At 62.5% G+C, this 25,548-nt stretch carries 19 protein-coding genes, 4 pseudogenes and 1 riboswitch; of the genes and pseudogenes, 14 read left to right on the top strand and 9 right to left on the bottom strand.

The genetic code is table 11. From position 1 onward, the window contains the following. Positions 1 to 9 precede the first annotated feature (9 nt). Both AC0ZZU_RS18855 and AC0ZZU_RS18850 read left to right on the top strand, forming a co-directional pair. Complete coding sequence (locus AC0ZZU_RS18855; RefSeq protein WP_476342705.1) at positions 10 to 630, top strand: SOS response-associated peptidase; 621 nt, start codon at positions 10 to 12, stop codon at positions 628 to 630. A gap of 92 nt (positions 631 to 722) precedes the next feature. After that, entirely contained in the window at positions 723 to 1,538 is an 816-nt protein-coding gene (locus AC0ZZU_RS18850) for a M48 family metallopeptidase (protein WP_476342704.1), read from the top strand. Between the two features lie 50 nt (positions 1,539 to 1,588). Here AC0ZZU_RS18850 and AC0ZZU_RS18845 read toward each other — a convergent pair whose 3' ends face one another. From AC0ZZU_RS18845 to AC0ZZU_RS18835, 3 genes are all read right to left on the bottom strand, one after another. Further along, positions 1,589 to 2,176: a TMEM165/GDT1 family protein gene (locus AC0ZZU_RS18845; RefSeq protein WP_476342703.1), complete on the bottom strand. Its 588-nt coding sequence runs from the start codon at positions 2,174 to 2,176 to the stop codon at positions 1,589 to 1,591. An 88-nt stretch (positions 2,177 to 2,264) separates the two neighbouring features. After that, positions 2,265 to 2,386: riboswitch (yybP-ykoY riboswitch) on the bottom strand. A gap of 38 nt (positions 2,387 to 2,424) precedes the next feature. Continuing rightward, positions 2,425 to 3,423, bottom strand: a complete 999-nt coding sequence (locus tag AC0ZZU_RS18840) for a methyltransferase (RefSeq protein WP_476342702.1) — start codon at positions 3,421 to 3,423, stop codon at positions 2,425 to 2,427. Positions 3,424 to 3,471: 48 nt separating this feature from the next. Continuing rightward, positions 3,472 to 4,437, bottom strand: a complete 966-nt coding sequence (locus tag AC0ZZU_RS18835) for a 2-hydroxyacid dehydrogenase (protein WP_476342701.1) — start codon at positions 4,435 to 4,437, stop codon at positions 3,472 to 3,474. A gap of 212 nt (positions 4,438 to 4,649) precedes the next feature. Here AC0ZZU_RS18835 and AC0ZZU_RS18830 point away from each other — a divergent pair, with 212 nt between their 5' ends. The 7 genes from AC0ZZU_RS18830 (at position 4,650) to AC0ZZU_RS18800 (ending at position 16,106) form a co-directional block, all read left to right on the top strand. Then, positions 4,650 to 6,332 carry a fatty acid--CoA ligase gene (locus AC0ZZU_RS18830; protein ID WP_476342700.1) on the top strand — a complete coding sequence of 561 codons (1,683 nt, stop codon included), beginning with the start codon at positions 4,650 to 4,652 and terminating at the stop codon, positions 6,330 to 6,332. A gap of 321 nt (positions 6,333 to 6,653) precedes the next feature. Continuing rightward, positions 6,654 to 8,540: a DUF1302 domain-containing protein gene (locus AC0ZZU_RS18825; RefSeq protein WP_476342699.1), complete on the top strand. Its 1,887-nt coding sequence runs from the start codon at positions 6,654 to 6,656 to the stop codon at positions 8,538 to 8,540. A 23-nt stretch (positions 8,541 to 8,563) separates the two neighbouring features. Continuing rightward, positions 8,564 to 9,928 carry a DUF1329 domain-containing protein gene (locus tag AC0ZZU_RS18820; RefSeq protein WP_476342698.1) on the top strand — a complete coding sequence of 455 codons (1,365 nt, stop codon included), beginning with the start codon at positions 8,564 to 8,566 and terminating at the stop codon, positions 9,926 to 9,928. Positions 9,929 to 10,172: 244 nt separating this feature from the next. After that, a complete protein-coding gene (locus AC0ZZU_RS18815; protein ID WP_476342697.1) occupies positions 10,173 to 12,893 on the top strand; it encodes a winged helix-turn-helix domain-containing protein in 2,721 nt (906 codons plus the stop codon). 115 nt (positions 12,894 to 13,008) lie between these two features. After that, positions 13,009 to 14,616 carry a response regulator gene (locus AC0ZZU_RS18810; protein WP_476342840.1) on the top strand — a complete coding sequence of 536 codons (1,608 nt, stop codon included), beginning with the start codon at positions 13,009 to 13,011 and terminating at the stop codon, positions 14,614 to 14,616. Continuing rightward, positions 14,613 to 15,305 (top strand): sensor histidine kinase, encoded by a 693-nt coding sequence (locus AC0ZZU_RS18805; RefSeq protein WP_476342696.1) that lies wholly within the window; start codon positions 14,613 to 14,615, stop codon positions 15,303 to 15,305. The genes AC0ZZU_RS18810 and AC0ZZU_RS18805 overlap by 4 nt, the downstream gene beginning before the upstream one ends. Positions 15,306 to 15,413: 108 nt before the next feature. Beyond that, positions 15,414 to 16,106, top strand: a complete 693-nt coding sequence (locus AC0ZZU_RS18800; RefSeq protein ID WP_476342694.1) for a YiaD family glycine zipper/OmpA-like lipoprotein — start codon at positions 15,414 to 15,416, stop codon at positions 16,104 to 16,106. Between the two features lie 58 nt (positions 16,107 to 16,164). On the opposite strand, the gene pta is transcribed toward AC0ZZU_RS18800, so the two are convergent. Continuing rightward, entirely contained in the window at positions 16,165 to 18,249 is a 2,085-nt protein-coding gene (gene pta, locus AC0ZZU_RS18795) for a phosphate acetyltransferase (protein ID WP_476342693.1), read from the bottom strand. Between the two features lie 33 nt (positions 18,250 to 18,282). Continuing rightward, the gene (locus AC0ZZU_RS18790) at positions 18,283 to 18,576 is read right to left on the bottom strand and encodes a DUF3565 domain-containing protein (protein WP_476342691.1); all 294 of its coding nucleotides are present in this window, start codon (positions 18,574 to 18,576) and stop codon (positions 18,283 to 18,285) included. Between AC0ZZU_RS18790 and AC0ZZU_RS18785 the strand changes: the two genes are divergently transcribed. Both AC0ZZU_RS18785 and AC0ZZU_RS18780 read left to right on the top strand, forming a co-directional pair. Beyond that, positions 18,575 to 19,060 carry an FKBP-type peptidyl-prolyl cis-trans isomerase gene (locus AC0ZZU_RS18785; RefSeq protein ID WP_158460394.1) on the top strand — a complete coding sequence of 162 codons (486 nt, stop codon included), beginning with the start codon at positions 18,575 to 18,577 and terminating at the stop codon, positions 19,058 to 19,060. The two genes, AC0ZZU_RS18790 and AC0ZZU_RS18785, sit on opposite strands and share 2 nt — an antisense overlap. Positions 19,061 to 19,206: 146 nt before the next feature. Continuing rightward, complete coding sequence (locus AC0ZZU_RS18780) at positions 19,207 to 19,689, top strand: glutathione peroxidase (protein ID WP_476342690.1); 483 nt, start codon at positions 19,207 to 19,209, stop codon at positions 19,687 to 19,689. Here the strand turns inward: AC0ZZU_RS18780 and AC0ZZU_RS18775 are convergent. Then, a pseudogene (locus AC0ZZU_RS18775) lies at positions 19,679 to 20,836 on the bottom strand (glycosyltransferase family 4 protein); the annotation flags it as partial. The gene AC0ZZU_RS18780 and the pseudogene AC0ZZU_RS18775 overlap by 11 nt on opposite strands. Positions 20,837 to 21,000: 164 nt before the next feature. Here AC0ZZU_RS18775 and AC0ZZU_RS18770 point away from each other — a divergent pair. Then, positions 21,001 to 21,777, top strand: a pseudogene (locus tag AC0ZZU_RS18770) (PAS domain-containing protein); the annotation flags it as partial. Positions 21,778 to 21,936: 159 nt separating this feature from the next. Next, a pseudogene (locus AC0ZZU_RS18765) lies at positions 21,937 to 22,317 on the top strand (methyl-accepting chemotaxis protein); the annotation flags it as partial. Between the two features lie 39 nt (positions 22,318 to 22,356). Here AC0ZZU_RS18765 and AC0ZZU_RS18760 read toward each other — a convergent pair. The 3 genes and pseudogenes from AC0ZZU_RS18760 to AC0ZZU_RS18750 all read right to left on the bottom strand — a co-directional run bounded on the left by AC0ZZU_RS18760 (position 22,357) and on the right by AC0ZZU_RS18750 (position 24,136). Then, complete coding sequence (locus tag AC0ZZU_RS18760; RefSeq protein WP_476342688.1) at positions 22,357 to 22,740, bottom strand: hypothetical protein; 384 nt, start codon at positions 22,738 to 22,740, stop codon at positions 22,357 to 22,359. 90 nt (positions 22,741 to 22,830) lie between these two features. After that, positions 22,831 to 23,025, bottom strand: a pseudogene (locus tag AC0ZZU_RS18755) (EI24 domain-containing protein); the annotation flags it as partial. A gap of 889 nt (positions 23,026 to 23,914) precedes the next feature. Beyond that, the gene (locus tag AC0ZZU_RS18750; RefSeq protein WP_196126699.1) at positions 23,915 to 24,136 is read right to left on the bottom strand and encodes a hypothetical protein; all 222 of its coding nucleotides are present in this window, start codon (positions 24,134 to 24,136) and stop codon (positions 23,915 to 23,917) included. A gap of 282 nt (positions 24,137 to 24,418) precedes the next feature. On the opposite strand from AC0ZZU_RS18750, the gene AC0ZZU_RS18745 reads away from it, so the two are divergent. Next, complete coding sequence (locus tag AC0ZZU_RS18745; RefSeq protein WP_476342686.1) at positions 24,419 to 25,228, top strand: hypothetical protein; 810 nt, start codon at positions 24,419 to 24,421, stop codon at positions 25,226 to 25,228. The last annotated feature ends 320 nt before the right edge of the window (positions 25,229 to 25,548 follow it).

The raw sequence follows: 25,548 nt of genomic DNA, 5'->3' as shown, positions 1-25,548 counted from the left end.
TTACCGCCCATGTGTGGACGCTACGCCCTGTTTCGCTGGACCCCAGCCTTTGCTGCCCTGCCGGGTTTTCCCTCCGGCCAGCAGGCGCAATGGAACATCTCGCCCGGTAACTCGGTGCTGATCCAACGTCAGGTCGACGGCCAGCCACAACTGGCGCGGGCCCGCTGGGGCCTGACCCCGGCCTGGCTCACCGACCTGTCACGCACGCCTGCCCATGCCCGTGCCGAAACCTTGGTGGAACAGCCGATGTTTCGTGAAGCGTTTCGCCAACGGCGCTGCCTGATGCCGGCCAACGGCTTCTACGAATGGCGCGGCACGGCCCGCAAGCGGCCTTACTGGCTGACGCCGGGGGAGGGCTCATCACTCTATTTTGCCGCGATCTGGGAGGCCTACCCGGTGCAGGACCAGGTCTGGCTGAGCTGTGCGGTGGTCACCCAGGCGGCGATGAACCAGCGCCGGCCGCTGATTCTCGATGCCGAGGGGCAGGCAGCCTGGCTCGATACAGACACTCCATTGCCGCGCCTGAACGAACTGCTTGCCAGCAATCAGCACAGCCTGCGCGAGCGAGTACTGGCCAACTTCGTCAATGATCCGAAGCTCGATGCGCCTGAGTGCCTGACGCCAGGATAAGCCTGCCCGCATGTAGAAAACTGCCTGCTGGCTATGGCGGGGTGCACGCGACTCGGCCTAGGATAGCCGGCATGTGCAAACGGAGTGTCTTCATGCGTAGATCATTAGTTGTCAGCGTCCTGGGCGCCAGCATCCTCCTGGCAGGTTGCCAGGCGGTGAACACCACCAGCGGCGGCGCGGTTGGCGTCGAGCGCAAGCAGTACATGTTCAGCATGCTCTCGACCGATGAGGTCAACCAGATGTATGCCCAGTCATACCAGCAGACCCTCGGCGAGGCCACGTCCCAGGGCGTGCTGGACAAGACCAGCGCCAATGCCAAGCGGGTCAAGGCCATCGCCGACCGCCTGATTGCCCAGGCGCCTCAGTTCCGGCCCGATTCGGCGCAGTGGCAATGGGAGGTCAACCTGATCCAGAGCGATGAGCTCAACGCCAACTGCGGTCCTGGTGGCAAGATCATTTTCTATAGCGGCCTGATCGACAAGCTCAAGCTGACCGATGACGAGATCGCCGCTGTCATGGGCCATGAGATTGCCCACGCGTTGCGCGAGCATGGCCGCGAAGCGATGTCCAAGGCTTACGGCGTACAGGTCGCACGACAGGGCGCCGGTGCGCTGCTCGGCCTGGGACAGGACAGCCTGGCTGTCGCCGACACCGTGGTCCAGTACGCCATGACCCTGCCCAACAGCCGCTCCAACGAGAACGAGGCCGACCTCATCGGCCTTGAACTGTCGGCCCGCGCAGGCTTCGACCCGAACGCCGCGATCACCCTGTGGAACAAGATGACCCAGGCGTCGGGTGGCTCGCAGCCGGAATTCATGAGCACTCACCCGGCGTCGAGCAGCCGCATCGCATCGCTCGAGGCGGCGATTCCGAAGGTCATGCCGCTGTACCAGGCCGCGAAAAAGTAGAGGGTCGAAAGGTTGGGGCCGCGATGTGGCCCCTGTCACGTCCGGCAAGGTCAGCCAACCCAGCCGCTGGCCTTCATCGCCGTGTACACCGCCACCGCCGCCAGTACGAAGAAGGCGGCCGAGGCCAGGCGCCTGATCAGCGTCAATGGCAGTTTGTCCGCGGCGAAGTTGCCTGCCAGCACCACCGGCACGTTGGCGATCAGCATGCCCAGGGTCGTCCCGATGATCACCATGATCAGGTGCGGGTACTGCGCGGCGAGCATCACCGTGGCCACCTGCGTCTTGTCGCCGATCTCGGCGAGGAAGAACGCGATCAGCGTCGTGACGAACGGGCCGAAGCGGCGGGCGGCACCCCCTTCGTCGTCATCCATCTTGTCCGGAATCAACGTCCACAGCGCAGTGGCGGCAAAGCTGGCGGCGAGGATCCAGTGCAGGACAGTCGCGCTGAAGAACCCCCCCACCCACGCGCCCACCGCACCTGCCGCGGCATGGTTGGCCAGGGTCGCGGCGACGATGCCAGCGATGATCGGCCAGGGCTTGCGAAAGCGGGCGGCGAGAATGAGCGCGAGCAGTTGCGTCTTGTCGCCGATTTCGGCGAGCGCGACTACTGCAGTGGGGATGAGCAGTGATTCCAGCATCAGGTTTTCCTACGGGGGCGGGTCGACACGGCTATGACACGTACGACCTCCCCGCCCCGGGTAAGGTGTTCGTGTCATAGGTCTTGTCAAACCCTGGGTCCGTCTGCGCGGACCAGGGGTCGCACGCGCCATGGTCTGTGGACCAAGTATGTTGACGCGTGCCGGGCGAGCTGGGTGCTCGCGGGAGACTACTCCCCTAGGACGGAGCGGATTCTGCCTAGGACGGGCGGTTTCGGCAAGTGCAGATTTTAAGCGCGTGTTGCCTGGTAGATCTTGAACCCCTGCGCTTCGACCCGTGTTTCGCAATTCCCGAGGGCCGCCTCGATCAACGGCTTGTACCGCAGGAAACTATTCGCCACCAGTCGCATTTCCCCACCTTTTCGCAGATGATCGCGCGATTTACTCAGCAAGGACTCCGACGTCGCATAGTGCGTGTGCACCCCGGTATGGAACGGCGGATTACTCAGGATCAGCACCAGATCCATGGGCGCCGCGTCGATTCCGTCCCCGCTGATGACCTCACCTTCCAGCCCGTTGGCCTCAAGCGTCAACCGGCTACTGGCAACCGCAAACGCATCCACATCCAGCAAGGTCACACGGCTTTCAGGGTATCGCCGCTTGACCGTCGCACCGAGAACCCCGGCACCGCAGCCAAAGTCCAGCACATCACCCACAGGCAAGTTGTCCAGATGCTCCAGCAACAGCGCGGTCCCTTTGTCCAGGCGGCCATGACTGAACACCCCGGGCAAGGTCACTACCTGCAGCGGCCCATCGGCCAATGGCAATTCGAAGCGTTCGGCCAGGCTCTCCAGCGGGCGGGCATCCGGGACATTCTCGACTGTAACCTGCCAGAGCTGGCAGTGGCGCGCGCTGTCGAGCTTGCGCGGCTTGCCGTAGGCCTGCAGCAGCTTGGCGCCGCCTTCGATGCCGCCACGCTTTTCGCCGACCAGGTACAGCTCGCGGCCGGCCAGCCGAGCGGCAAGCGCGTCGAGCAGGTAGGCCGCCAGGTCACGCGACTTGGGCATGAACAGCACCGCTGCGTCGAAGGCCACCTCTGGCACGGCCACGCCATAGTGACTGCGCCCGGCAAAGCGGCTGTCGAGCATCGCCTGGTCCCCGGCATGCCAGCTCCAGCCACTTGCCTGCGGCAGCTGTCCAAACAGATCGTCCGAGGGCAGGCCGGTCAGCAGCACCGGCCCTTGGAAAAGTTCGGCCTGACGGAGCAATACTTCACTGCGCGGGTCCATGGACGCCTCCTGAAAAAAGGGGCGCAGTCTAACAGAGCGGGGGTGCGCTTAGCTGACCACCCGCCGCGCCTGCCCAGCGAAGAAGCCGTGCGCATTGTCGGCAAGCTGGCCGACGATGCGCTGGCGCGCCTCGACCGCGCCCCAGGCGCTGTGCGGGGTCACGATCAGGCGGGGAATGTCGGCCGCCAGCAAGGGATTGCCGTTGACCGGCGGTTCGACGCTCAGTACATCGGTCGCCGCCCCGCCCAGGTGCCCGGCACGCAGCGCATCGGCCAACGCCTGCTCGTCGATCAGGCCGCCACGAGCCGTATTGACCACCAGGGCGCCGGGCTTGAGCAGGCCCAGTTCGCGGGCGCCGATCATGTGGCGGGTCTGCTCGTTGAGCGGGCAGTGCAAGGTCAGCGCGTCGACCTGTGGCAGCAGCTCGTGCAGCGGCAGGCGGCCTTCACGAGGAGGGCGGCCCGGGATCTGTCCGAGCAGCACGCGCATGCCGAACGCCTCTGCCAGCCGCGCCACTGCACCGCCCAACTCACCATGGCCTAGCAAGCCCAAGGTCTTGCCTTCGAGCTCGACAATGGGATAGTCCAGCAGGCAGAACTGGCTGGCCTTGGCCCATTGGCCGTCGACCACCGCCTGGCGGTAGTCGCAGAGCCGCGTGGCCAGCGCCAGCAGCAGTGCCAGGGTGTGCTGGGCCACTGATGGCGTGCCGTAGCCTTGGCAATTGCACACCGTAATACCCTGGGCGCGAGCGGCCGCCAGGTCGACATTGTTGGTGCCGGTAGCCGCCACCAGAATCAGCTTCAGCTGCGGGTTGGCGGCGAGGCTTGCGGCATCGAGCATGACTTTGTTGCTGACGACCGCGGTTGCGCCTTGCAGGCGCTCGGCGACCTGCTCAGGTGTGGTGGCCGGGTACAGCCGAAGGCTGTCGAACTCTTGTTCCAGGGGGCTCAGGTCGAGGTCACCCAGGTCCAGTGACTGATGATCGAGAAACACGGCGCGACGCGGGCTTGGCATGGAAACTCCGGTGGCAACGAGGCGCGTGGCCTCAGGACGGGAGCTTGGGACGTTAACGCCTTTTACCTGTGGATGCCACTGAGGCTGAGGGCACTCGGCTAGTCATCCTTGCACCGGCCAAATCATTCCTTTGGCTGATTTGACCGGCCGGTCGCCGTTTTAGAGTAACGGCCTGACTTGCCCGGCCTGTGTACTCCAGATAAGGACTCCCCATGTTGCAGACTCGTGTCATTCCTCCCGCCGAAGGGGCCTATTCGTACCCGCTGCTCATCAAACGCCTGCTGATGTCGGGCTGTCGCTACGAGAAAACCCGCGAAATCGTCTACCGCGACCTGCATCGCTTCACCTATCCGCAGCTCAACGAACGCATCGCGCGGTTGGCAAACGTGCTGACCGAGGCGGGTGTGAAGGCCGGCGATACCGTGGCAGTGATGGACTGGGACAGCCACCGGTACCTGGAGTGCATGTTCGCCATTCCGATGATTGGCGCGGTGGTGCACACAATCAACGTGCGCCTCTCGCCGGAGCAGATTCTCTACACCATGAACCACGCCGAAGACCGTTTCGTGCTGGTCAACAGCGACTTCATCGGCCTCTACCAGGCCATTGCCGGGCAATTGACCACGGTAGAGAAAACCCTGCTGCTCACCGACGGCGAGTCTCGCACCGCCGAGCTGCCCAACCTGGTCGGCGAATACGAGCAACTGCTCGACGCGGCAAGCCCACGGTACGACTTCCCGGACTTCGACGAAAATTCCGTCGCCACCACCTTCTACACCACCGGCACCACCGGCAACCCCAAGGGCGTGTACTTCACCCACCGCCAACTGGTGCTGCATACCCTCGCTGAAACCTCGGTCACCGGGAGCCTGGACAGCGTGCGCCTGATCGGCAGCAACGACGTCTACATGCCCATCACGCCGATGTTCCATGTGCACGCCTGGGGCATTCCCTATGCCGCGACCATGCTTGGCCTCAAGCAGGTCTACCCAGGCCGCTACGAGCCTGAGATGCTCTGCGAGCTGTGGCGCAAGGAAAAGGTCACGTTCTCCCACTGCGTACCAACCATCCTGCAGATGTTGCTCAACGCCAAGGGCTCGCAACAGGAGGACTTCGGCGGCTGGAAGATCATCATCGGCGGCAGCGCGCTCAACCGCGCCCTCTATGAGGCGGCCAAAGCCCGCGGCATCCAGCTGACGGCGGCCTACGGCATGTCCGAGACCTGCCCCCTGATCTCCTGCGCGCACCTCAACGAAGAACTGCTGGCTGGCAGCGAGGACGAGCGTGTCACCTACCGCATCAAGGCCGGCGTGCCGGTGCCGCTGGTCGAGGCGGCGATTGTCGACAGCGAGGGCAAGTTTCTTCCGGCGGACGGCGAAAGCCTGGGCGAGCTCGTGCTTCGCGCACCCTGGCTGACCATGGGCTATTACCAGGAGCCTGAAAAGAGCCGGGAGCTGTGGGAGGGCGGCTGGCTGCACACCGGCGATGTGGCGACCCTCGACAGCATGGGCTTCATCGACATTCGCGACCGTATCAAGGATGTGATCAAGACCGGTGGCGAATGGATCTCCTCCCTTGAGCTCGAGGACCTCATCAGCCGCCATCCGGCAATCCGCGAGGTGGCGGTGGTGGGCATCGCCGATCCGCAGTGGGGCGAGCGCCCGTTCGCCCTGCTGGTATTGCACGAGGAGCAGAGCATCGACGCCCGCGCGCTCAAGGATCACCTCAAGCCGTTCGTCGAGCTGGGGCACATCAACAAGTGGGCCATCCCGAGCCAGATTGCCATTGTTACTGAAATTCCCAAGACCAGCGTCGGCAAGCTCGACAAGAAGCGCATCCGCCTGGATATCAGCCAGTGGCAGGCCAGTAACAGCACATTCCTCTCAACTTTGTAACCTGGCATGCGGGGCGCGCGTCCCAGGTGCGACCCGCGGACCAGAGAGCCCCGCGCCTTGTCAAAGCAGGAATATGAGCCATGCTTGCTTCTGGCCATCACCCCGGTCAGTGGCTCGGGGCTGGGCCGGTAGGAGAACGCAAATCACACTTTAGAGGGATCTGGCACCTGTGTGTGCTGGCTATAGTCAGGCCAGGGGATTTTCAGGAACGGGGGAAAAGCGTCGACACTGGCGCGGCCTCCAGGTGCGAGCTCACCAGTCGAATCGGCCGTCTCTGAAAGGACTCACTGCCATAACAAAAAAGTACATGGAGTAGCGTCGATGACATCAGCAAACCTGTTCTGGCGCCGGGCCAAATTGCCCCTGGCCGTCAGCCTCGCTTCCACGCTCGCCGGTCCCGCTTTCGGCGTCAGTTTCAACATTGGGGAAATCGAAGGCCAGTTCGACTCGTCGCTCTCCGTGGGTGCCAGCTGGTCGACAGCCAAGCGCAACGAGAACCTGATCGGCGTCAACAACGGCGGCAAGGGCCTGTCGCAGACCTCCGACGACGGCCATCTCAACTTCAAGCGTGGCGAAACCTTCTCGAAGATCTTCAAGGGCATCCATGACCTGGAGCTCAAGTACGGCGACACCGGTGTGTTTGTCCGGGGCAAGTACTGGTACGACTTCGAGCTCAAGGATGAACACCGCGACTTCAAGGACATCAGCGACACGAACCGCAAGGAAGGTGCCCAGTCGTCCGGCGCCGAACTGCTCGATGCCTTCGTGTACCACAACTACTCCATCGCCGATCAGCCGGGCTCGGTGCGCTTGGGCAAGCAGGTGGTGAGCTGGGGCGAAAGTACCTTCATCGGCGGCGGTATCAACTCGATCAACCCGATCGACGTCGCCGCTTTCCGCCGGCCCGGCGCCGAGGTGAAGGAAGGCCTGATCCCGGTCAACATGTTCTACATCTCCCAGAGCCTGACCGACAACCTTTCGGCCGAGGCCTTCTACCAGATCGAATGGGACCAGACGGTCGTCGACAACTGCGGCACCTTCTTCTCGCAGCCTGACATCATCGCCGACGGCTGCACCGACAACCTGCGTGTGCTCAACAGCAGCCGCACCTTGCCTGCGGCTGCCCAGGGCTTCCTGGCCACCCAAGGTGTCGACGTCAACGCCGAAGGCGTGATGGTGCGCCGTGGCGCCGACCGTGACGCCCGCGACAGCGGCCAGTTCGGTGTCGCGTTGCGCTACATGTTCGACCCGCTGGACACCGAATTCGGTGCCTACTTCATGAACTACCACAGCCGTGCGCCGATTTTCAGCGCGACCGGCGCCGCACCTTCGGTATTCGGCAGCCTCGCTGCGTTACCGCCGGCACTGCGTGCTCTGGCGCCACTGCTGGTAGCGGGCAATTCCGAATACTTCGTCGAATACCCGGAAGACATCCGCCTGTACGGCCTCAGCTTCTCCACCACCTTGCCAACCGGCACGGCGTGGAGCGGTGAACTCAGCTACCGGCCCAATGCGCCGGTGCAGCTCAATACCACCGACATTCTGTTCGCCGGGGTCCGCCCGATCGGTGGCGCGCTGAGCAACGCATCGCTGCTGACCGGCGTGCCCGGCCAGGATCTCCACGGCTACCGCCGCAAGGAAATAACCCAGTTCCAGACCACTCTCACGCACTTCTTCGACCAGGTGATGGGCGCCAGCCGCATGACCGTGGTAGGCGAGCTTGGCGTGACCCATGTCGGCGGCCTGGAAAACTCCCGCGAGACCCGCTACGGCCGTGACCCGGTCTACGGCCCTGGCCCGCTGCCCGCCACCGGCGGTGCCGACACCTGCCAGGCTCTGAACGCCAGCACCATCGCCGGTGCCGGCGCGGGCGCCTCCACCGCCAACCTGAACCGCAAGTGCGAAAACGACGGCTACACCACCAGCACGTCCTGGGGCTACCGCGCACGTGTCATCTGGGACTACAACGACGTCTTCGCCGGGGTGAACCTGCGGCCCAACGTGGCATGGTCCCATGACGTTTCCGGCTATTCGCCAGGCCCTGGCGGCAACTTCGAGGAGGGCCGCAAGGCGGTCAGCCTGGGCGTCGATGCCGAATACCAGAACACCTATACCGCGAGCCTGTCGTACACCAACTTCTTCGACGGCAAGTACACCACCGTGGATGACCGCGACTTCGTCGCCCTCAGCTTTGGTGTGAACTTCTAAGAACATTGATCCAGGACACCAGAATGAATACAACCAAGAGTCTGCTGAAGGCCGGTGTGCTGGGCCTGTCCCTGCTGGCGACCAGCGTCATGGCTGCGGTTTCCGCCGACGAGGCGGCCAAGCTCGGGTCTACCCTGACGCCGATGGGGGCCGAGAAAGCCGGCAACGCCGACGGTTCGATCAGCGCGTGGCAGCCGTTGGCGAAGACCGCTGGCAGCGCTGACGCCAAGGGGTTCCTGTCCGATCCGTACGGCAACGAGAAGCCCAGGTTCACCATCACCGCGCAGAACGTCGAGCAGTACAAGGACAAGCTCTCGCCCGGACAGCTGGCGATGTTCAAGCGCTACCCCGAGACCTTCAAGATCCCGGTGTACCCGACCCACCGCGGCTCCACCGTGCCGGACGATGTGTTCGCCGCCATCAAGGAAAACGCGACCAAGACCACCCTGGTCGAAGGTGGCAACGGACTGAACAACTTCAAGACCGCCGTGCCGTTCCCGATTCCCAAGGCGGGCCTCGAGGTGATCTGGAACCACATCACCCGCTATCGCGGGGGAAGCGTGACCCGTCTGGTGACCCAGGCCACGCCGCAGCCCAATGGCTCCTACAGCCTGGTGTATTTCCAGGACCAGTTCGTGTTTCGCGACAAGGTGAAGGACTACGACCCCAACAACCCAGGGAACGTACTCTTCTACTTCAAGCAGAAGGTCAACGCGCCCGCGCGCCTGGCCGGCACCGTGCTGCTGGTCCACGAGACCCTCGACCAGGTCAAGGAACCCCGCAAGGCCTGGATCTACAACGCCGGCCAGCGCCGTGTCCGCCAGGCGCCACAGGTTTCCTACGACGGCCCGGGTACTGCGGCCGACGGCTTGCGCACTTCCGACAACCTGGACATGTACAACGGCGCGCCAGACCGCTACGACTGGAAGCTCGAGGGCAAGAAAGAGCTGTTCATCGCCACCAACAGCTACAAGCTGGATTCGACCAGCCTCAAATACGCCGACATCCTCAAGCCAGGGCACATCAACCAGGACCTTGCCCGTTACGAGCTGCGCCGTGTATGGCATGTGGTCGCGACGCTCAAGCCGGGCCAGCGGCATATCTATGCCAAGCGTGACTTCTATATCGACGAAGACACCTGGCAAGCAGCGGTAATCGACCAGTATGACGGCCGGGGGCAACTGTGGCGCGTGTCCGAGGCGCATGCCCAGGACTACTACAACGCCCAGGTGCCGTGGTACACGCTCGAGACCATCTACGACCTGCAGTCGGGCCGTTATCTGGCGCTGGGCATGAAGAACGAAGAGAAGCGCGCCTACGATTTCGGCTTCACCGCGAGCAAGGCAGACTTCCAGCCTGCCGCGCTGCGCCAGGAGGGTGTGCGCTAGGCCAGCGACACTTCGAACGCCCTGGCCGTCCGGGGCGTTCGCATGACCTTTGTGGGGCAGGCTATTGCCACAGGTATCCTGTGTCGTCCATGTGCATTCCTACGGGTTTTCAGTCAGCCGTGTTGCTTTTTGTCGTAGTCTTTTTCCTCCCAAACCTCTGCAATCATCTTCAAATACCCCGCTCAACCCGCTAGTCTCGCTCAGGTCCCTACCGCCGAAGTTTTCCCAACCGAACGAGCCGGCCATGACCGAAGTGTCCCCTGTCCAAGGTTTCAGCAGCCAGGCCCTCGGCCTGCTGGACGGGCGTTTCTATCGGCCGCCGCTGCCGGAGGGGCACGTTGCGCGTCCGAGGTTGTGCCAGCGCTTGCAGGCGGGCGTGGAAGGCCGCCTGTTGCTGGTCAACGCGCCGGCCGGTTTTGGCAAAAGCTCATTGGCCATCGAGTTCAGTCAAGGCCTGCCCGGGCATTGGCGCAGCCTGTGGCTCGGGTTGAGCCAGCGCGACAGCGACCCCGGACGGTTCCTCGAGCGCTTGCTCGAAGGCCTGCAACAGTACTGTCCGGCGCTGGGTGGCCAGGCCATGGGGCTGCTGAAAATGCGCCAGCGACACCAGCCATTCGCGTTCGAGGAATGGCTGGACGGACTGCTCGATGAGCTGGCGCTCTACCTGCAACCCAGTGCCCCCTTGCTGCTGGTGCTCGACGATTACCACCTGGCCCAGGGCCCGGTGCTCGACCGTTGCCTGCAGTTTTTCATCAATCACCTGCCGGTGGGGCTGGTGCTGCTGGTCACCAGCCGCCAGCGGCCGGACTGGCACCTGGCGCGGTTGCGCCTGTCACGCCATCTTGTCGAGCTCAACGAACAAGACCTGCGCCTGACGGCCGATGAGTCTTTGGCGGTGATCGGACGTCAGCCCACCGGCCTGCGCGGCCAGGCGCTGGACAACCTGATCCAGCGCAGCGATGGCTGGGTCGCCGGTTTGCGCTTCTGGCAACTGGCGGCCGGCGAGTCGGGCGTCGACACAGCGATGCCCCAGGCGCTTCACGGCGGCGAGGGGCTGATCCGGGACTACCTGCTCGAAGAAGTCATCGATATCCTGCCGCCCGACGTGCACAGCTTCCTGTATGACACCGCCTGCCAGGAGCGCTTCTGCGCCGAGTTGTGCGATGCGCTGCGGGGCGGTTGCGACAGCGCAGCGATCCTGCAGTACCTGCAGGCTCACCAAGTGTTCCTGGTGCCGCTGGACGAGCACGGCCAGTGGTTCCGCTATCACCACCTGTTTTCCGACTTGCTGCGCAGCCGCCAGGCCAGCCAGTCGCTGGCCAGCCTGCACCTGCGTGCCTGCCGCTGGTTCGAGGCCCAGGGCCTGCTTGACGAAGCCGTCGAGCAGGCGTTGCGTGCGGGGCATCTGGATGTGGCGGCCGACCTGGTGCAGAGCCTGTCCGAAGAGCAACTGCTGGCCGAGCAGAACGTCGGCATGCTGCTGCGCTGGAAGATGGACCTGCCCGACAGCCTGCTGGTCAGCACGCCGCGGCTGATCGTGCTGTACAGCTGGGCGCTGGGACTCGCCTGCCAGCTCGACGCCGCCGAAGAACTGGCCAGCCACCTGAGCCGCTTTCTGCCGGCGCCGTCGGCCACCGCGCAGAAATCCATGCTGGCCCAGTGGCTGGCGCTCAGCGGCGTGATCGCCCGGGGACGGGGCGAACGCGAGCGCACCCTGGCCTGCTGCGGTGAAGCGCTGGAGAGCTTGCCCTTCAAACGTTATGGACAGCGTCTGGTATGCCTTTCGACCTTGTCCAACCTGGCGATTGCCGATGGCGATTTCTGGCGCGCGCGGGGCTGGAACCGGGAGGCGCTGGAACTTGCGCAGCGGGTCGACAATCCGCTTTTCGAAGCCATGGCGCACTATGACCGCGCCCGCGTACTGCACGCCCGGGGCGAGGTATTGCGCGCGCTGGATGAAGTGCGCCAGGGCCTGCAGCGCTTGCAAGGGCTGTCGGCGCAGCGTCTGTACGCGGTCCGGGCGCGGCTGACCTTGTACGAGGGGTTTCTGCTCGCCACGCGCCTGCAGCCTGACCAGGGACGCAGCCGCCTGCGCGCCGGCCTGAGCGAAGCGAGAGCCTGCCGCGATATCAGCGTGCTGATCGGGCACTGCGTGATCGCCTCCCTCGAAGGGAGGGAGGGGCGCTTTGCCGACGCTTTCGCCGAGCTGGCCGAGGCAGAGCGGCTGATGCACATCTGGGATGTACCGCCGATCTTCTACCTCGCGATGATCACGCTGGTGAAATGCGAGCTCTGGCTGGCCCAGGGCCGAACTGACCTCGCCGAATCCTGGCTGCTGCGCCTTGGGCAGACCTACGGTGGCGACCAGGCCGCGGCCGCGCCCGAATTCCATCCCTTGCTTCCCTTGCACATCGAACTGCAGCAAGCCTTGCTCGAGCGTACCCAGGGCCATTTGGCCGAGTCGGGCCGGCGCCTGCAGGCGCTGGTCGAACGCGGCCAGGCGGGTGGTGGGTTGATGCTCAGTGTCAGCGCGCTTTGCCAGTGGATCGGCATGCTGCTGGCCAATGACCGCGAGGTACAGGCGCGCGGCTTGCTGACGCTGGCCCTGGAAGCGGGGCGGGGCGGCGCGTTGCAACCGTTCCAGCGGTTGATCGAGGAGCAGCCGCAGTGGCTGCGCGAGCAGTTGGGCGGGCATACGGCAGGCCCGCTCCAGGCCAGCCTGCTGGCGCTGTTGCCCCACGTGCGGCCGCCTCCTGCTGGGGGAACCGGCGAGAGCCTGAGCAGCCGCGAAATGGCCGTGCTTGAACTGATCGCCCAAGGCTGCTCCAACCAGCAGATCAGCGAGCGGTTGTTCATTTCCCTGCATACCGTCAAGACCCACGCCAGTCATATCAACAGCAAGCTCGGCGTCGAGCGGCGAACCCAGGCCGTCGCGCGGGCAAAGGCGTTGGGTCTGCTGGCCTAGGCCTTTTTTAAAAACTGCAGGTACTCATCTTTGCCAGCGCCCGGCCGATAACCTGCCCAGCGTGTGCCGGCGTGCGCGCGCCACTTACCCAATTTATTCATGGCAGGTCATGTTGATGCTGCAGTACGGGCAAAAAAGTTTTCTGATCGTCGATGACTATTCCGACTTTCGCACCGCGACCCGCTCCATGCTGCGTGAGCTCGGGGTGCGTGACGTGGACACTGCCGACAGCGGCGAGCAGGCCCTGCGCCTGTGCGCGCAGAAGCGCTATGACTTCATTCTCCAGGACTTCCACCTGGGCGATGGCAAGAAAAACGGCCAGCAAGTGCTCGAGGACCTGATCCTCGACAAGCTGATCAGCCACGAGTGCGTGTTCGTCATGGTCACCGCCGAGACCAGCCAGGCCATCGTGCTCAGCGCGTTGGAGCACGAGCCGGATGCCTACCTGACGAAGCCCTTCAACCGCATGGGCCTGGCCCAGCGCCTGGAAAAACTGGTACAGCGCAAGACCCTGCTCAAGCCGATTCTCCAGGCCCTGGACCGGGGGCGTCCCGCCGAAGTGCTGGCCGCCTGCGCCGAGTTGTGCAAGCAGGATCCGCGCTTTGCGCCACTGTGCTTGCGCTACCGGGCCGATGCCCTGCGAGATCTCGGCAGGGTCGACGAGCTGGAAAAGTTTCTCACCAGCATCCTCGCCAGCCGCGCCACGCCCTGGGCCTACGCCGCGCTGGGCAACCTGAAGCACAAGCGGGGACAGTACGAGCAGGCGCAGGGCGTATTCGAGCAAGCGCTCAAGGCGTTCCCGATCATGCCTGGCCTGTATGACGGCATGGCCGAGGCCCTGGTTGCCCAAGGCGATCCCAAACGCGCGCAGGCCATGCTCGAGGAGGCCGTGCGCCTCTCGCCCCTGGCCGTCCGGCGTCAGGCAGCGCTAGGCAAGCTGGCGCTCGACAACGAGGATTTCGAAGGCGCTTCGAAGGCCTTCCGGCATGCGGTCAGCCAAGGCCAGAGTTCACGCTACAAGGACCCCGAGAGCAACCTGGGCCTGGTCCAGGCACTGATGAACAAGAACAACGGCAATGGTCTCGATGCCCGCACCCGGGTCGAGATCAACACGGTGCTCGGCGAGGTTGCCAAGAACAATGGCGAGGACCAGGGCCTGCAAGTACGTGCGCGGCTGATGAAGGCCGCGAGCCTGAAGCAGGGCGGCGACCCTGATACCGCCGCCAAGCTCACCGAGCAAGCCATTCAGCGTATCGACAAGATGGACCAGTTCTTCTCGGTCGATGCCGCCTTGACCGTGGCCAGGCAGCTGCAGCAATTGGGGCAGGAGTCGGCGGGGACGTCGATCCTCAAAGGGTGCGTCGAGACCTACGGCGACGATCCCAAGGTCATGCAAAACGTTGCCAAGCTGACCGACGACCCCGCCATACTGGGCGCTGTCACCGAGGCGCTCGACCTCAACCGCCAAGGCGTGCGCAGCTACCAGGGCGGCCAGCTCGGCGAGGCGCTGGAAATGTTCCGCCGCGCCCTGGTACTGCAACCCAGGAACATCAGTATCGCCCTCAATACCGCTCAGGCGCTGCTGCGCATGGCCGCCGATGGCGCCTCGGCCGCACTGCTGCAAGAGTGCCGCCAGTGCCTGTCCAGCGTTGCCGGCATACCCGCCAGTGACAGCCGCTTCGAGCGATTCCGCAAACTGCATATCCGGGCTTTTGGCGCATGAACCAAGATAACCAGGGGCTGGATTTCTCCACGGTCATCGCCTCTACCGTGCACGACATGAAAAACTCCCTCGCCGCCCTGACCCAGGCCCACGGCCAGTGGCTGGCGCGCCTGCCCGAAGCGATGCGCGAGGGCAACGAGCAAGGGGTGATCGAACACGAGTTCACCCACCTCAACGGCATGCTCGTGCAGTTGCTCGGGCTGTACAAGCTCGGCGTCAATCAGTTGCCCATGTGCCCCGATTACCACGAGCTCGACGACTTCATCGAAGCCCAGCTCGCCGCGCACCAGGAAGTGCTGAAGCACCGCGACCTGCTTGCCACGTGGCGCATCGCCACGCCCAACCCGCTGGGTTTCTTCGACCGCGAGCTGGTCGCCTCCGTCGTCTCCAACATGCTCGACAACGCCATCCGCCACGCCGGGCACACTGTGCTGATCGGCATCGAAGAGCTGGGCGAGCAACTGATCATCAGCATCAATGACGACGGCCCAGGTTATCCACAGGTCATGCTGGACCGCCAGCAGGACTACGTCCAAGGCATTGATTACCGCAGCGGCAGCACCGGGCTGGGGTTGTACTTCGCTGCCCGCATCGCAGGGCTGCACGAGCGCAATGGCGTCAAGGGGCGGATCGAGATTGTCAACGGCGGCGCGTTGGGTGGGGGGTTGTTCAGGTTGTACCTGCCCTGAGCCGAAGTCTGGTCTCTACCGACAGGTTCAAGGGAATTTTTCCCCGCTTTTACCCTCCAAGGCTGACACAGATCCGTATTAGATCCGCTTTCAGCCAGGAGCTTGCCAATGTTCACCATGCGTCGTCTGATTCTCGTCGCTACCGCCGCCGCCGTGATGTCCGGTTGCGCCAGTAATAACCCCTACGATAACCAAGGCCAGGCGCAAGGCTCTACCGGCATCAGCAAGACCGCCAAGTATGGCGGCCTGGGTGCCTTGGCCGGTGCCGTCGCCGGCGCCGCGATCGATCACAACAACCGCGGCAAGGGTGCGCTGATCGGCGCCGCTGCCGTCGGCGCGGCCGCTGCGGGTTATGGCTACTACGCCGACCGCCAGGAAGCCGCGCTGCGCGAGAGCATGGCCAACACGGGCGTCGAAGTGCAGCGTGAAGGCGATCAGATCAAGCTGATCATGCCGGGCAACATCACCTTCGCCACCGATTCGGCCAACATTGCCTCGAGCTTCTACTCGCCGTTGAACAACCTGGCGGGCTCCTTCAAGCAGTTCAACCAGAACACCATCGAGGTGGTGGGCTTCACCGACAGCACCGGCAGCCGCCAGCACAACATGGACCTGTCGCAGCGCCGTGCGCAGGCGGTCAGTACCTACCTGACCTCCCAGGGCGTCGATGCTTCGAGGGTTTCGGTACGCGGACTGGGTCCTGACCAGCCGGTTGCCAGCAATGCCGATGCCAACGGCCGTGCACAGAACCGCCGCGTCGAGGTCAACCTGAAGCCGATTCCAGGCCAGCAGTACCAGTAAGCGACACGCTGCAAGTCTGAAGACGGGGCAGGCCAGCGATGGCTTGCCCCGTTGTCGTTTAGCGGTTGGCCTGGATCGCGGTGAGGGCGATGGTGTAGACGATGTCGTCGACCTGGGCCCCGCGTGGCAGGTCGTTGACCGGTTTGCGCAGGCCTTGCAGCATCGGGCCGAGGCTTACGCAATCAGCGCTGCGCTGCACGGCCTTGTGAGTGGTATTGCCGGTGTTCAGGTCGGGGAACACGAAGACCGTGGCGCGCCCGGCCACCGGGCTGTTGGGCGCGAGCTGCCTGGCAATCTCGGGGTTGGCCGCGGCGTCGTACTGCAGCGGGCCGTCGATCTGCAGGCTGCGCACGGCCTCCTGCGCGAGCAGGGTCGCTTCGCGGACCTTCTCGACTTCCTCTCCGTTGGACGCCGAATCGCTCGAATAGCTGATCATCGCCACCCGCGGCGCGATACCGAAGGCTTCGGCGGAATCGGCGCTCTGACGGGCGATCTCGGCAAGGTCGGCGGCGCTCGGGTGCGGGTTCATCACGCAGTCGCCGTAGACCAGCACCTGCTCGGGAAACAGCATGAAGAACACCGATGACACCAGGCTGCAGCCCGGGGCCGTCTTGATCAGCTGCAAGGCTGGGCGGATGGTGTTGGCGGTCGAATGCACAAGGCCCGAGACCAGGCCGTCGACCTCATCGAGCGCCAGCATCATGGTGCCGATCACCACCGGGTCTTCGAGCTGCTGTTCCGCCATGGGCGCATTCAGGCTCTTGCTCTTGCGCAGGCTGACCATGGGCTCGACATAGCGCCCGCGAATCAGGTCCGGGTCGAGGATCTCAAGGTCCGGGGGCAGGCTGATGCCCTGGGCGCTGGCCACGGCCTGCACTTCCTCGGGCTTGGCCAGCAGCACGCAGCGGGCAATACCGCGCGCCTGGCAGATAGCGGCTGCCTGCACGGTCATCGGCTCGGCGCCTTCAGGCAGGACAATGCGCTTGTTGGCTTGCTGGGCACGCTGAATCAGTTGATAGCGGAATACCGCTGGCGACAGGCGCAGCTCGCGCGGGGTGCCACAGCGCCGGTGCAGCCAATCGGCATCGAGGTGGCTGGCGACAAAGTCAGTGATGAATTCGGCGCGCTCGCGGTCGTCTACCGGGATTTCCCGATTGAGCTGGTTCAACTGGGTAGCGGTATCGTATGAGCCAGTGCTCACCGAGAGAATCGGCAAGCCGGCCTGCAGCGCACCCCGGCATAACTCGAGGATGCGCGGGTCAGGCTTGCTGTCGCTGGTCAGCAGCAGTCCAGCCAGGGGAACTCCGTTGATCGCGGCCAGGCTCACAGCGAGGATGATGTCGTCGCGATCGCCTGGGGTCACCACCAGCGTGCCGGGCTTGAGCAGGGGGACCGTGTTGGCCACGGTACGGGCGCAGATGATGATGGTGTTCATGCGCCGCTGCTCGAAGTCGCCGGCATTGAGTACCTGGGCGCCCAGCAGGTCGGCCACATCGCGGGTACGCGGGGCGTTGAGCTCTGATTGGAAGGGGATGCAGCCTAGCAAGCGGAAGTCGTTGCCGCGCAGCAGGGGCGAATGCTCGCGCAGCCGTGCGGCGAATTCGGCCATGCTTTCGTGGGTACGCACCTTGTTGAGGATCACGCCAAGCACTTTCGGATCGCGAGGTCCACCGAACATCTGGGCCTGCAGCTCGACCCGTCCGGAAAGCTCGCTGAGCACCTCGTTTTCGGGCGCCGAGACCAGGATCACCTCGGCGTCCAGGCTCTTGGCCAGGTGCAGGTTGACCCGCGCCGCGTAGCTGGCATGGCGGGTCGGCACCATGCCCTCGACCACCACCACGTCCTTGCCGATGCAGGCCTGGTGGTAGAGGGTGATGATCTCCTCGAGCAGCTCATCGAGCTGACCTTCGCCGAGCATGCGCTCTACATGGGCCAGCCTCAGCGGGGTGGGTGGCTGGATGCCGTGGGTGCGTGCGATCAGTTCGCTGGAACGTTCAGGGCCGGTGTCCCCGGGATGCGGCTGTGCGATCGGCTTGAAAAAGCCCACCTTGAGGCCGGCGCGCTCAAGTGTGCGGACCAGGCCGAGGCTGATCGACGTCAGGCCGACTCCGAAGTCGGTTGGCGCGATGAAAAATGTCTGCATGCGTGCTTCTCGAGATAAGCGGTGCAAAAGATCCTAGCGTATCGCTATCGGATCGCGGGCGCACCAGCCGCAGGGGAATACCTGGCCAATGCGCTGACGCCGTTGTTCGGCATCGAGCACCCAGGGCCGGGCCTGCCATGGCGGCTGATGGCGAAGGTGCTGCGTATGCCCGCACGACAACTCGACCACCCAATGGCCGTCCTCGTCCTGGTGGAAGCCCAGCACCCGACTGACGGGTGCGGCATTGTCTGGCTTGCGTTCGCAATCGGACGATGCCTTGGTTACACTTGTTCGTTCTACATTCTTCTGCAAAAGGTCTCGCCCCATGCTGATCGCCGCCAACAAGGCTGTCTCCATCGACTATACCCTGACCAACGACGCCGGGGAGGTCATCGACAGCTCCTCCGGTGGTGCGCCGCTGGTGTACCTGCACGGTGCCGGCAACATCATCCCAGGCCTGGAAAAAGCCCTGGTAGGCAAGCAGGCCGGTGACGAGCTGGAAGTCGCCATCGAGCCGGAAGACGCCTACGGCGAATACCTGGCCGAGCTGGTCAGCACCCTGAACCGCAGCATGTTCGAGGGCGTCGACCAGCTCGAGGTCGGCATGCAGTTCCACGCTTCGGCACCGGATGGCCAGATGCAGATCGTCACCATCCGTGACCTCGACGGCGACGACGTCACTGTCGACGGCAACCACCCACTGGCCGGCCAGCGCCTGAACTTCAAGGTCAAGGTCGTCGAAGTGCGTGACGCCAGCGAAGAAGAAATCGCTCACCGTCACATCCATGGTGAAGGTGGCCATCACCACTGATTTTCTGCGCTAAGCTCAGAACGTCGCCAGGCGCGCGAGCAAGCCGGCTTCCCCTGCAAAGAGGGCAGACGGCTTGAACGGGCGCCTTTTTAGTGGGCGGGATTTGCCTGCAGCGGCATTTGGGGAACCTGTATGGGGAGTTCATCATGAGTGCATTTCACGACCTGAAGTTACAGGCGCTGGACGGTCAGGAGCTACCTCTGGCACCGTTCAAGGGCAAGGTGGTGCTGGTGGTCAACGTCGCTTCCAAGTGCGGGCTCACGCCGCAATACAAGGCGCTCGAAAACCTCTACCAGAACTACAAGGAAAAGGGCTTCAACGTGCTGGGCCTGCCGTGCAACCAGTTTGCGGGACAGGAACCAGGCAGCGAGAAGGATATCCAGAATTTCTGCAGCCTCAATTATGGGGTCAGTTTCCCGCTGGCAGGCAAGCTTGAGGTCAACGGGCCGCAGCGCCATTCCCTCTATCGGTTACTGGCGGGAGAGGGCGCGGAGTTTCCAGGTGACATTACCTGGAATTTCGAGAAGTTTCTGGTAGGCAAGGATGGTCGGGTGTTGGCCCGATTCGCCCCGCGGACCGCGCCGGATGATCCGAGCGTGGTGCAGGCGATAGAGAAAGCGTTGCGTTGACCGCCTGCCTGGACGCAGTTTGCAAGTGCCCCTCGAACTGCTCGATGATCGCCTGCCAGCCCTGGCGGCTGGCGTGCTGTCTGGCGTTGAGCCGCACCCGGCGCAGGGTTTCCTCCTCTTCCAGCAGCCAGCTGGCGGCATCTATGAATGCGGCCTGGTCACCGGGCATGGCCAGCGCTCCGCTGTGCCCGTGACGGATATGCTGGCCTGCGGCGGCCTCGTCGTAGGCGACCACGCCAAGGCCTGAAGCCTGGGCTTCGAGCACTACGTTGCCAAAAGTCTCGGTAAGGCTGGGGAACAGGAACAGGTCGCCGCTGGCATAGTGCGCAGCCAGGGCGTCGCCGCTCTGGAAGCCACGGAACACCGCTCCTGGCAATTGCTGTTCGAGGAAAGCCCGTTGTGGCCCGTCGCCCACTACGATCAAGCGGATACGCCGTTGTGGATACTTCTGTTCCAGGGCCTCCAGGCAGGGGCGCAGCAGGCCGAGGTTTTTTTCCGCGGCCAGGCGGCCGACATGCAGCACGGCGATGTCCTCAGGCCCCAGTCCCCAGCTGTCGCGCAGGGACTGGCAGCGCCGCGCCGGGTTGAAAAGACTGGCGTCGACACCCCGCGCCATCACGCTCAGGCGCTCGAAGCCACGCCGTTCCAGCTCCAGGCGCTGGGTGTGGCTCGGCACCAGGGTGACTGCCGTACGCCGATGGAACCAGCGCAGGTAGTGAGTCAGCCACCTGGCGAGCAAACCCAGGCCATATAGTCCCGAATACTGCGGGAAATTGGTGTGGTATCCGCTCACCACCGCGATCCCCAGGCGTCTCGCTGCGCGCAGGGCGTTCAGGCCTAGTGGTCCCTCGGTGGCGATGTACACCACATCGGGGCGCTGCCGGCGCCAGCGGCGGAGCAGCTTGTGCATCGATACCTGGCCCCATTGCAACCCTGGATAGCCGGGCAATCCCCAGCCGCGGCACAACAGCAGCGCCGCGCTTTCGCTGACAAGGCTGTCGCCGGCCTGTCGTGGGCGCACCAGCTCAACCTGGTGACCCCTCAGGCGCAGGCCTTCGCCGAGCCGGCCAAGGGTGTTGGCCACGCCGTTTATTTCGGGTGGAAAGGTTTCGCTGACCAGGGTAACGCGCAGGGAGGGTGTGCTCATGAAAGCAAGTCTGGGCCGACTGGGTTGCGTTGATGTGACGTCAATATGACTGACTCGTGATCAACGCTGTGTGGCGGGCGACGAAGGGAGGAATGCTTTCCCGGTAAATTACTCAAGAAGCAGCCACCCTCAGCCGATGAAGACTTATTCGAATAGGGGCGGTCATGTTCAACAGCAAACTGAAGAAAGAAGTCCAGCGACTACGCGAAGCGTTGACATGCGTCAAGCAGGTCAATGACAGCCTGGACAAGGCGATGCTGGTGATGCAGCTTGATCCGCAGAGACGGATCGAGAAGGTCAACACCAATTTCGAGAAAGAGATGCTTTACCGGGCCGAGGAATTGCTTGGACGCAATATCGAGGAAATCGTCCCGGCCCAGGTGAAGAGCATGGACTTCCACCGGCGCATGAGAGATGCAATCACGCGTGGCCAGCACTTCATCGGCGCGTTTCGACTGTTGCGAGGCAACGGCCAGGAAGCCTGGTTGCGCTCCATCCTGCAGCCGGTCCGCTGCGCCGATGGCGTGCTCAAGTACTTCACCCTGCATTCCAGTGACCTGACCCGAACCATCGAGACCTCACGCGAACACGAAAGCCTGATCAACGCCTTGATGCGTTCAACCGCCGTGATCGAATTCAACCTCGAAGGCGAAGTGCTGACCGCCAACGACCGCTTCCTGCAGACCATGGGCTACCGGCTTGAGCAGGTACGCGGCAAGCATCACCGGCTATTCTGCACGTCCGAGGAAATCAACAGCGCGGCCTATGAAGCGTTCTGGGAAAAGCTTCGTCGAGGCGAATTCGTCGCCGACCGCTTCAAGCGCATCGACGCTCACGGCCGAGAGGTGTGGCTCGAGGCCTCGTATAACCCGATCATCGATGCACACGACCGGCTCCACAAGGTGGTCAAGTTTGCCACCGTGATCACCGACCAGGTCGATCAGGAGGCAGCTGTGGCCAAGGCGGCCGACATCGCCTACACCACCTCCCTTGAAACCGATGCCGGCGCGCGCAAGGCCACTGCGGTCGTGACTCAGACCGTGGATGTCATGCGCGAGCTGGAAGGCTTCATGCGCGAAGCGGCCGAAGGGATAGAGGCGCTGGACAAGCAGTCGCGTGTCATCGGTGCGATCATCAAGACCATCAGCGACATTGCCGGCCAGACCAACCTGCTGGCCCTCAATGCGGCCATCGAGGCGGCCCGGGCAGGCGAGCAGGGCCGCGGCTTCGCCGTGGTGGCCGATGAAGTGCGCCAACTTGCATCGCGTACCAGCATCGCTACCGAGGAAATCGCCCGGGTGGTGCAGCAGAATGAGCAGCTTGCCCAGGCTGCGGTGGACATCATCGATAACAGCAAGCGCCAGGCCGAGCAGGGCCTGAGCCTGGCCGGCGAGACCGGCATGGTCATCCACGAAATTCAGGAGGGGGCGAGAAAAGTGGTCAACGCCGTGGGCCAGTTCTCCAGCCAGCTCAACCAGTAAGGTCCCTTCGCGCGTCCGCCGGACACGCGAAGGGAGGTGTCACGCAAGCTGCTGGTAGACGTCGCCGACGATGTGCACAAAGCCCTGGAGGTCCATGTCCCCCTCATCCGCACGATGTTCCTTCGCGAAGGACGCCCGCACGGTGAAAACGCCGCAATGGCTCTCCGGGTAGACCGGCAGGTCCGAGTTCTGCACCGCGTCGGTCACCGCTTCGACCAGCGAGGCATGGTGGATCACCAAGCCTTCATCCGGGTCGTTGACACTATTGATGAACAGGTCGTCTGGCGAGGTATGCACGCCCTTTCCCTGCAATGCCTCGGCAAGCCTCCAGCGCGACTTGTGCTGCAGGATGTGAAGGCCCTGCAGGTGTTCGGGCACGTCAGCGAGGTCAACGTAGTCACGATCATCTTTCTGATAGGTCATGGTCATGTTCCTTGGGTGCGACTGACCGCTTCATTGCGGCCAGGCCCCTAGAAAACACCGAAACCTCATTTCCCGACCCATGCACAGTTATTACTTTCGCTCGCGTACCCAGAACAGCGTCGCACCCGCCACGGCGGCGGGCATCATCAGGATATTGACGAAAGGTACCATCAGCGCCAGGTAGGTGATCCCGCCAAAGCCCAGGCTCTGCCAGCGTTTCTGGCGCAGCCAGGCAAGCATGTCCTGCCATGTCATCTTGTTGTTGTCGGCTGGATAGTCGATGTACAGAAAAAGCTGGATACATCGTCTGCAAACCACGTAAATCAAGGCCCTTTCCCAAGGGGTTGAACGGGAAATGTATCAGTTAAGTGGATGTCCTGAGAAGGCCGAGCGGGGGGCTTTGTTCGTTCATATGCCTCGTTTAATTGATAAACTGATCCGTGTCCAAAACCCATGCTCAAGCCGACATGGGCATGCTTTGGGCAATCAGCTCTACTGAGCAAGCGGCTATCAGCTTTGCTCGCGAGTGTGTGGACAAACTGCTGTAGCTGCTGGCATTACATCGTACGCAGCGTTGGTCACCTTCAGTGACGAAGCGCTCACTACATGGGTCAAGTCTTCGGCCCTTGCAGATGCGGTGCGGAGCCTCAGCTAACCAAGAGGTCAAGCCTTGCTAAGTAGTGCTTTAACTCAGCATACCGTTTCTAACAAGCAGTACCTGGCAACTCCCTAGATCCATGGCTAAATTAGTAGCTTGGAGTACTAGGAGGTGAAAATGGGTGTCAGGGACAAAATCAAACGCAAGTTCAGGCATGATCGTCTAGCTAAATCGACAGTTGCAGTGGCTGGTCTTACGAGTGCTGCCTCTACGGTAGTGGGAGTTGCAGCATCAGCAGCAGCCCCAACCGGTCTGTCAGCCATCTCGGTAGCCTTGGGAATCACCAGTGCACCGCTGATTGTCACAGCGGCCCCCATCATCGGTGGTGTGGCTGTAGCGGCAGCAGCTGTAGCTGGTAGTGTTCGCTTCTATTCGTGGTTGAAGGAGTCCGAGCCAAACGAAGAAGATGGTGCAGACAGCATCAGCGAGAGGTAACGGGTCCTGCCGCCGAGCAAGTGGGGCTATCTTTGCAAGACGGTGCCCCAACCGTATTGCCGGGGCATCCAGTGGCGCTAGTCACTTGATCTTGCGAATTTTACCGTGTTCTTCCATGAGTCCTGCGAACTGAGCCCAGCTTAAATGGTGCTTGTTGACGTGATTACCCGACGGCACCCATTCGATGTTTCCCTTGCTGATGAGAATTGTTCCTAGTTTCCCGCCATCTTTCTTCACCTCAATCTCCACGTCCTGATGCTGCACCAGCTTAGACTGCAGATTGATTTTTACTTCGTGCGCCATTACACCTTTCCTTGGGTTGATAGTCTCTCGATGCTACATCGCATGATGGCGTTTTGGAATCCCTGATCAATGATATCGTCACGGTGTGCCGAGTATCGAGCTATCGGTTCAACTTGGCGTAGTCGATGGCGCTGATCCGTTTCTCATGGTTCAGGATGCTGTGATAGCGGCTGCTGGTGGTGGACATTCATGCTCCAAGGTCCGTTAGCCGCTTGGTTGCGGTTGTTGATTAGTTACCCATCTCGCGAGCAAGATGGGGACTCATTACAAGGAGCGGCAACCATGAAAGTCTTGATCACTTGTGCAGGGTGTTTCCATGAAGACGGCCATCCACTAAATGCCCATACTACGTGGCAAGAGGTGAGCGACCGAGGGGCTTATCTAACAGAGTGCCCCAGAGGTCATAAGACGGTATCTGTTACACAGCAGCACAAGTTTGAGGTCTTATTTGAGCTTGGTGCTCGGGCGCTGTTGGATGGCTATCCAGGGGAGGCAATTACTCGATTCGCTTCCTCGCAGGAGAGGTTTCTAGAGTTCTTTATTAGAGTAGTCGCCCAGAAGAATACGATAGCGAAGGATGCACTAAAACTGACTTGGCAGGATTTGGCAAACTCATCTGAGCGGCAATATGGTGCCTACTTGATGCTTCACCTCCTCCATTACGGAGTAGCAGTATCACCGAACCCTGAGAAGATGAAGCCCGCCGGAGCGACAGGGAGTACTAAGGATTGGAAGGCATTCCGCAATAGCGTCGTTCATAAGGGGTACATTCCGTCTACTGAAGAGGCGACCAAGTACGGAGCTCTGATTTATGACTTCATTACATCCCAGGTTGCATCCCTAATGGCCTCCGCAGAGGAGGCCATCCAGCTTGCAACTTTCGATTTACTTAGAGAGGCTGGAGAGTTGTTCAATGATATTGATGGTCCCCGTTACAACCAGACCATGGCAATACCGGGACTTGTGAGCGTTCTTGCTGGAGCTGAAGCAAAGACCTTCGCACAGGCACTTGAGCAGGTTCAAGCCACGAGGACGACAATGGAAATCTATGCCGCTAATCTAGAGGTCATGAGGAAGATTGGAACTTCATAGTCTCGAAGCTTCCGTATTCATATACCACCGTAAATTTCTCGTTAGCGAAATTTTTCGCCCCATGCGCCTAAACCGACCGTTCTGAAAGGCGTAATCGGTAATGGCAAAAAGACACAATTTTTGTTGCCATGAGCCCCGATGGGGTGTATAAGAAGACTTGCTGGGCGTACCGTCCAGGTGCTCTTTAAACATGGTTAATTCTTTGGGCTTGCAGTTGGTGGTTGGGAAACCAGCCAGCTTTGATGTTCGTCAAAGCTACCTCTCCGCAACGACCCGTTCCTCGCGCCGTAGCTGTGCGCTGACGTGAAGTCCTGCTGTCC

This window comes from Pseudomonas sp. JE3303 (assembly GCF_056312565.1).
This window is presented reverse-complemented; position numbering and strand designations above follow the sequence as displayed.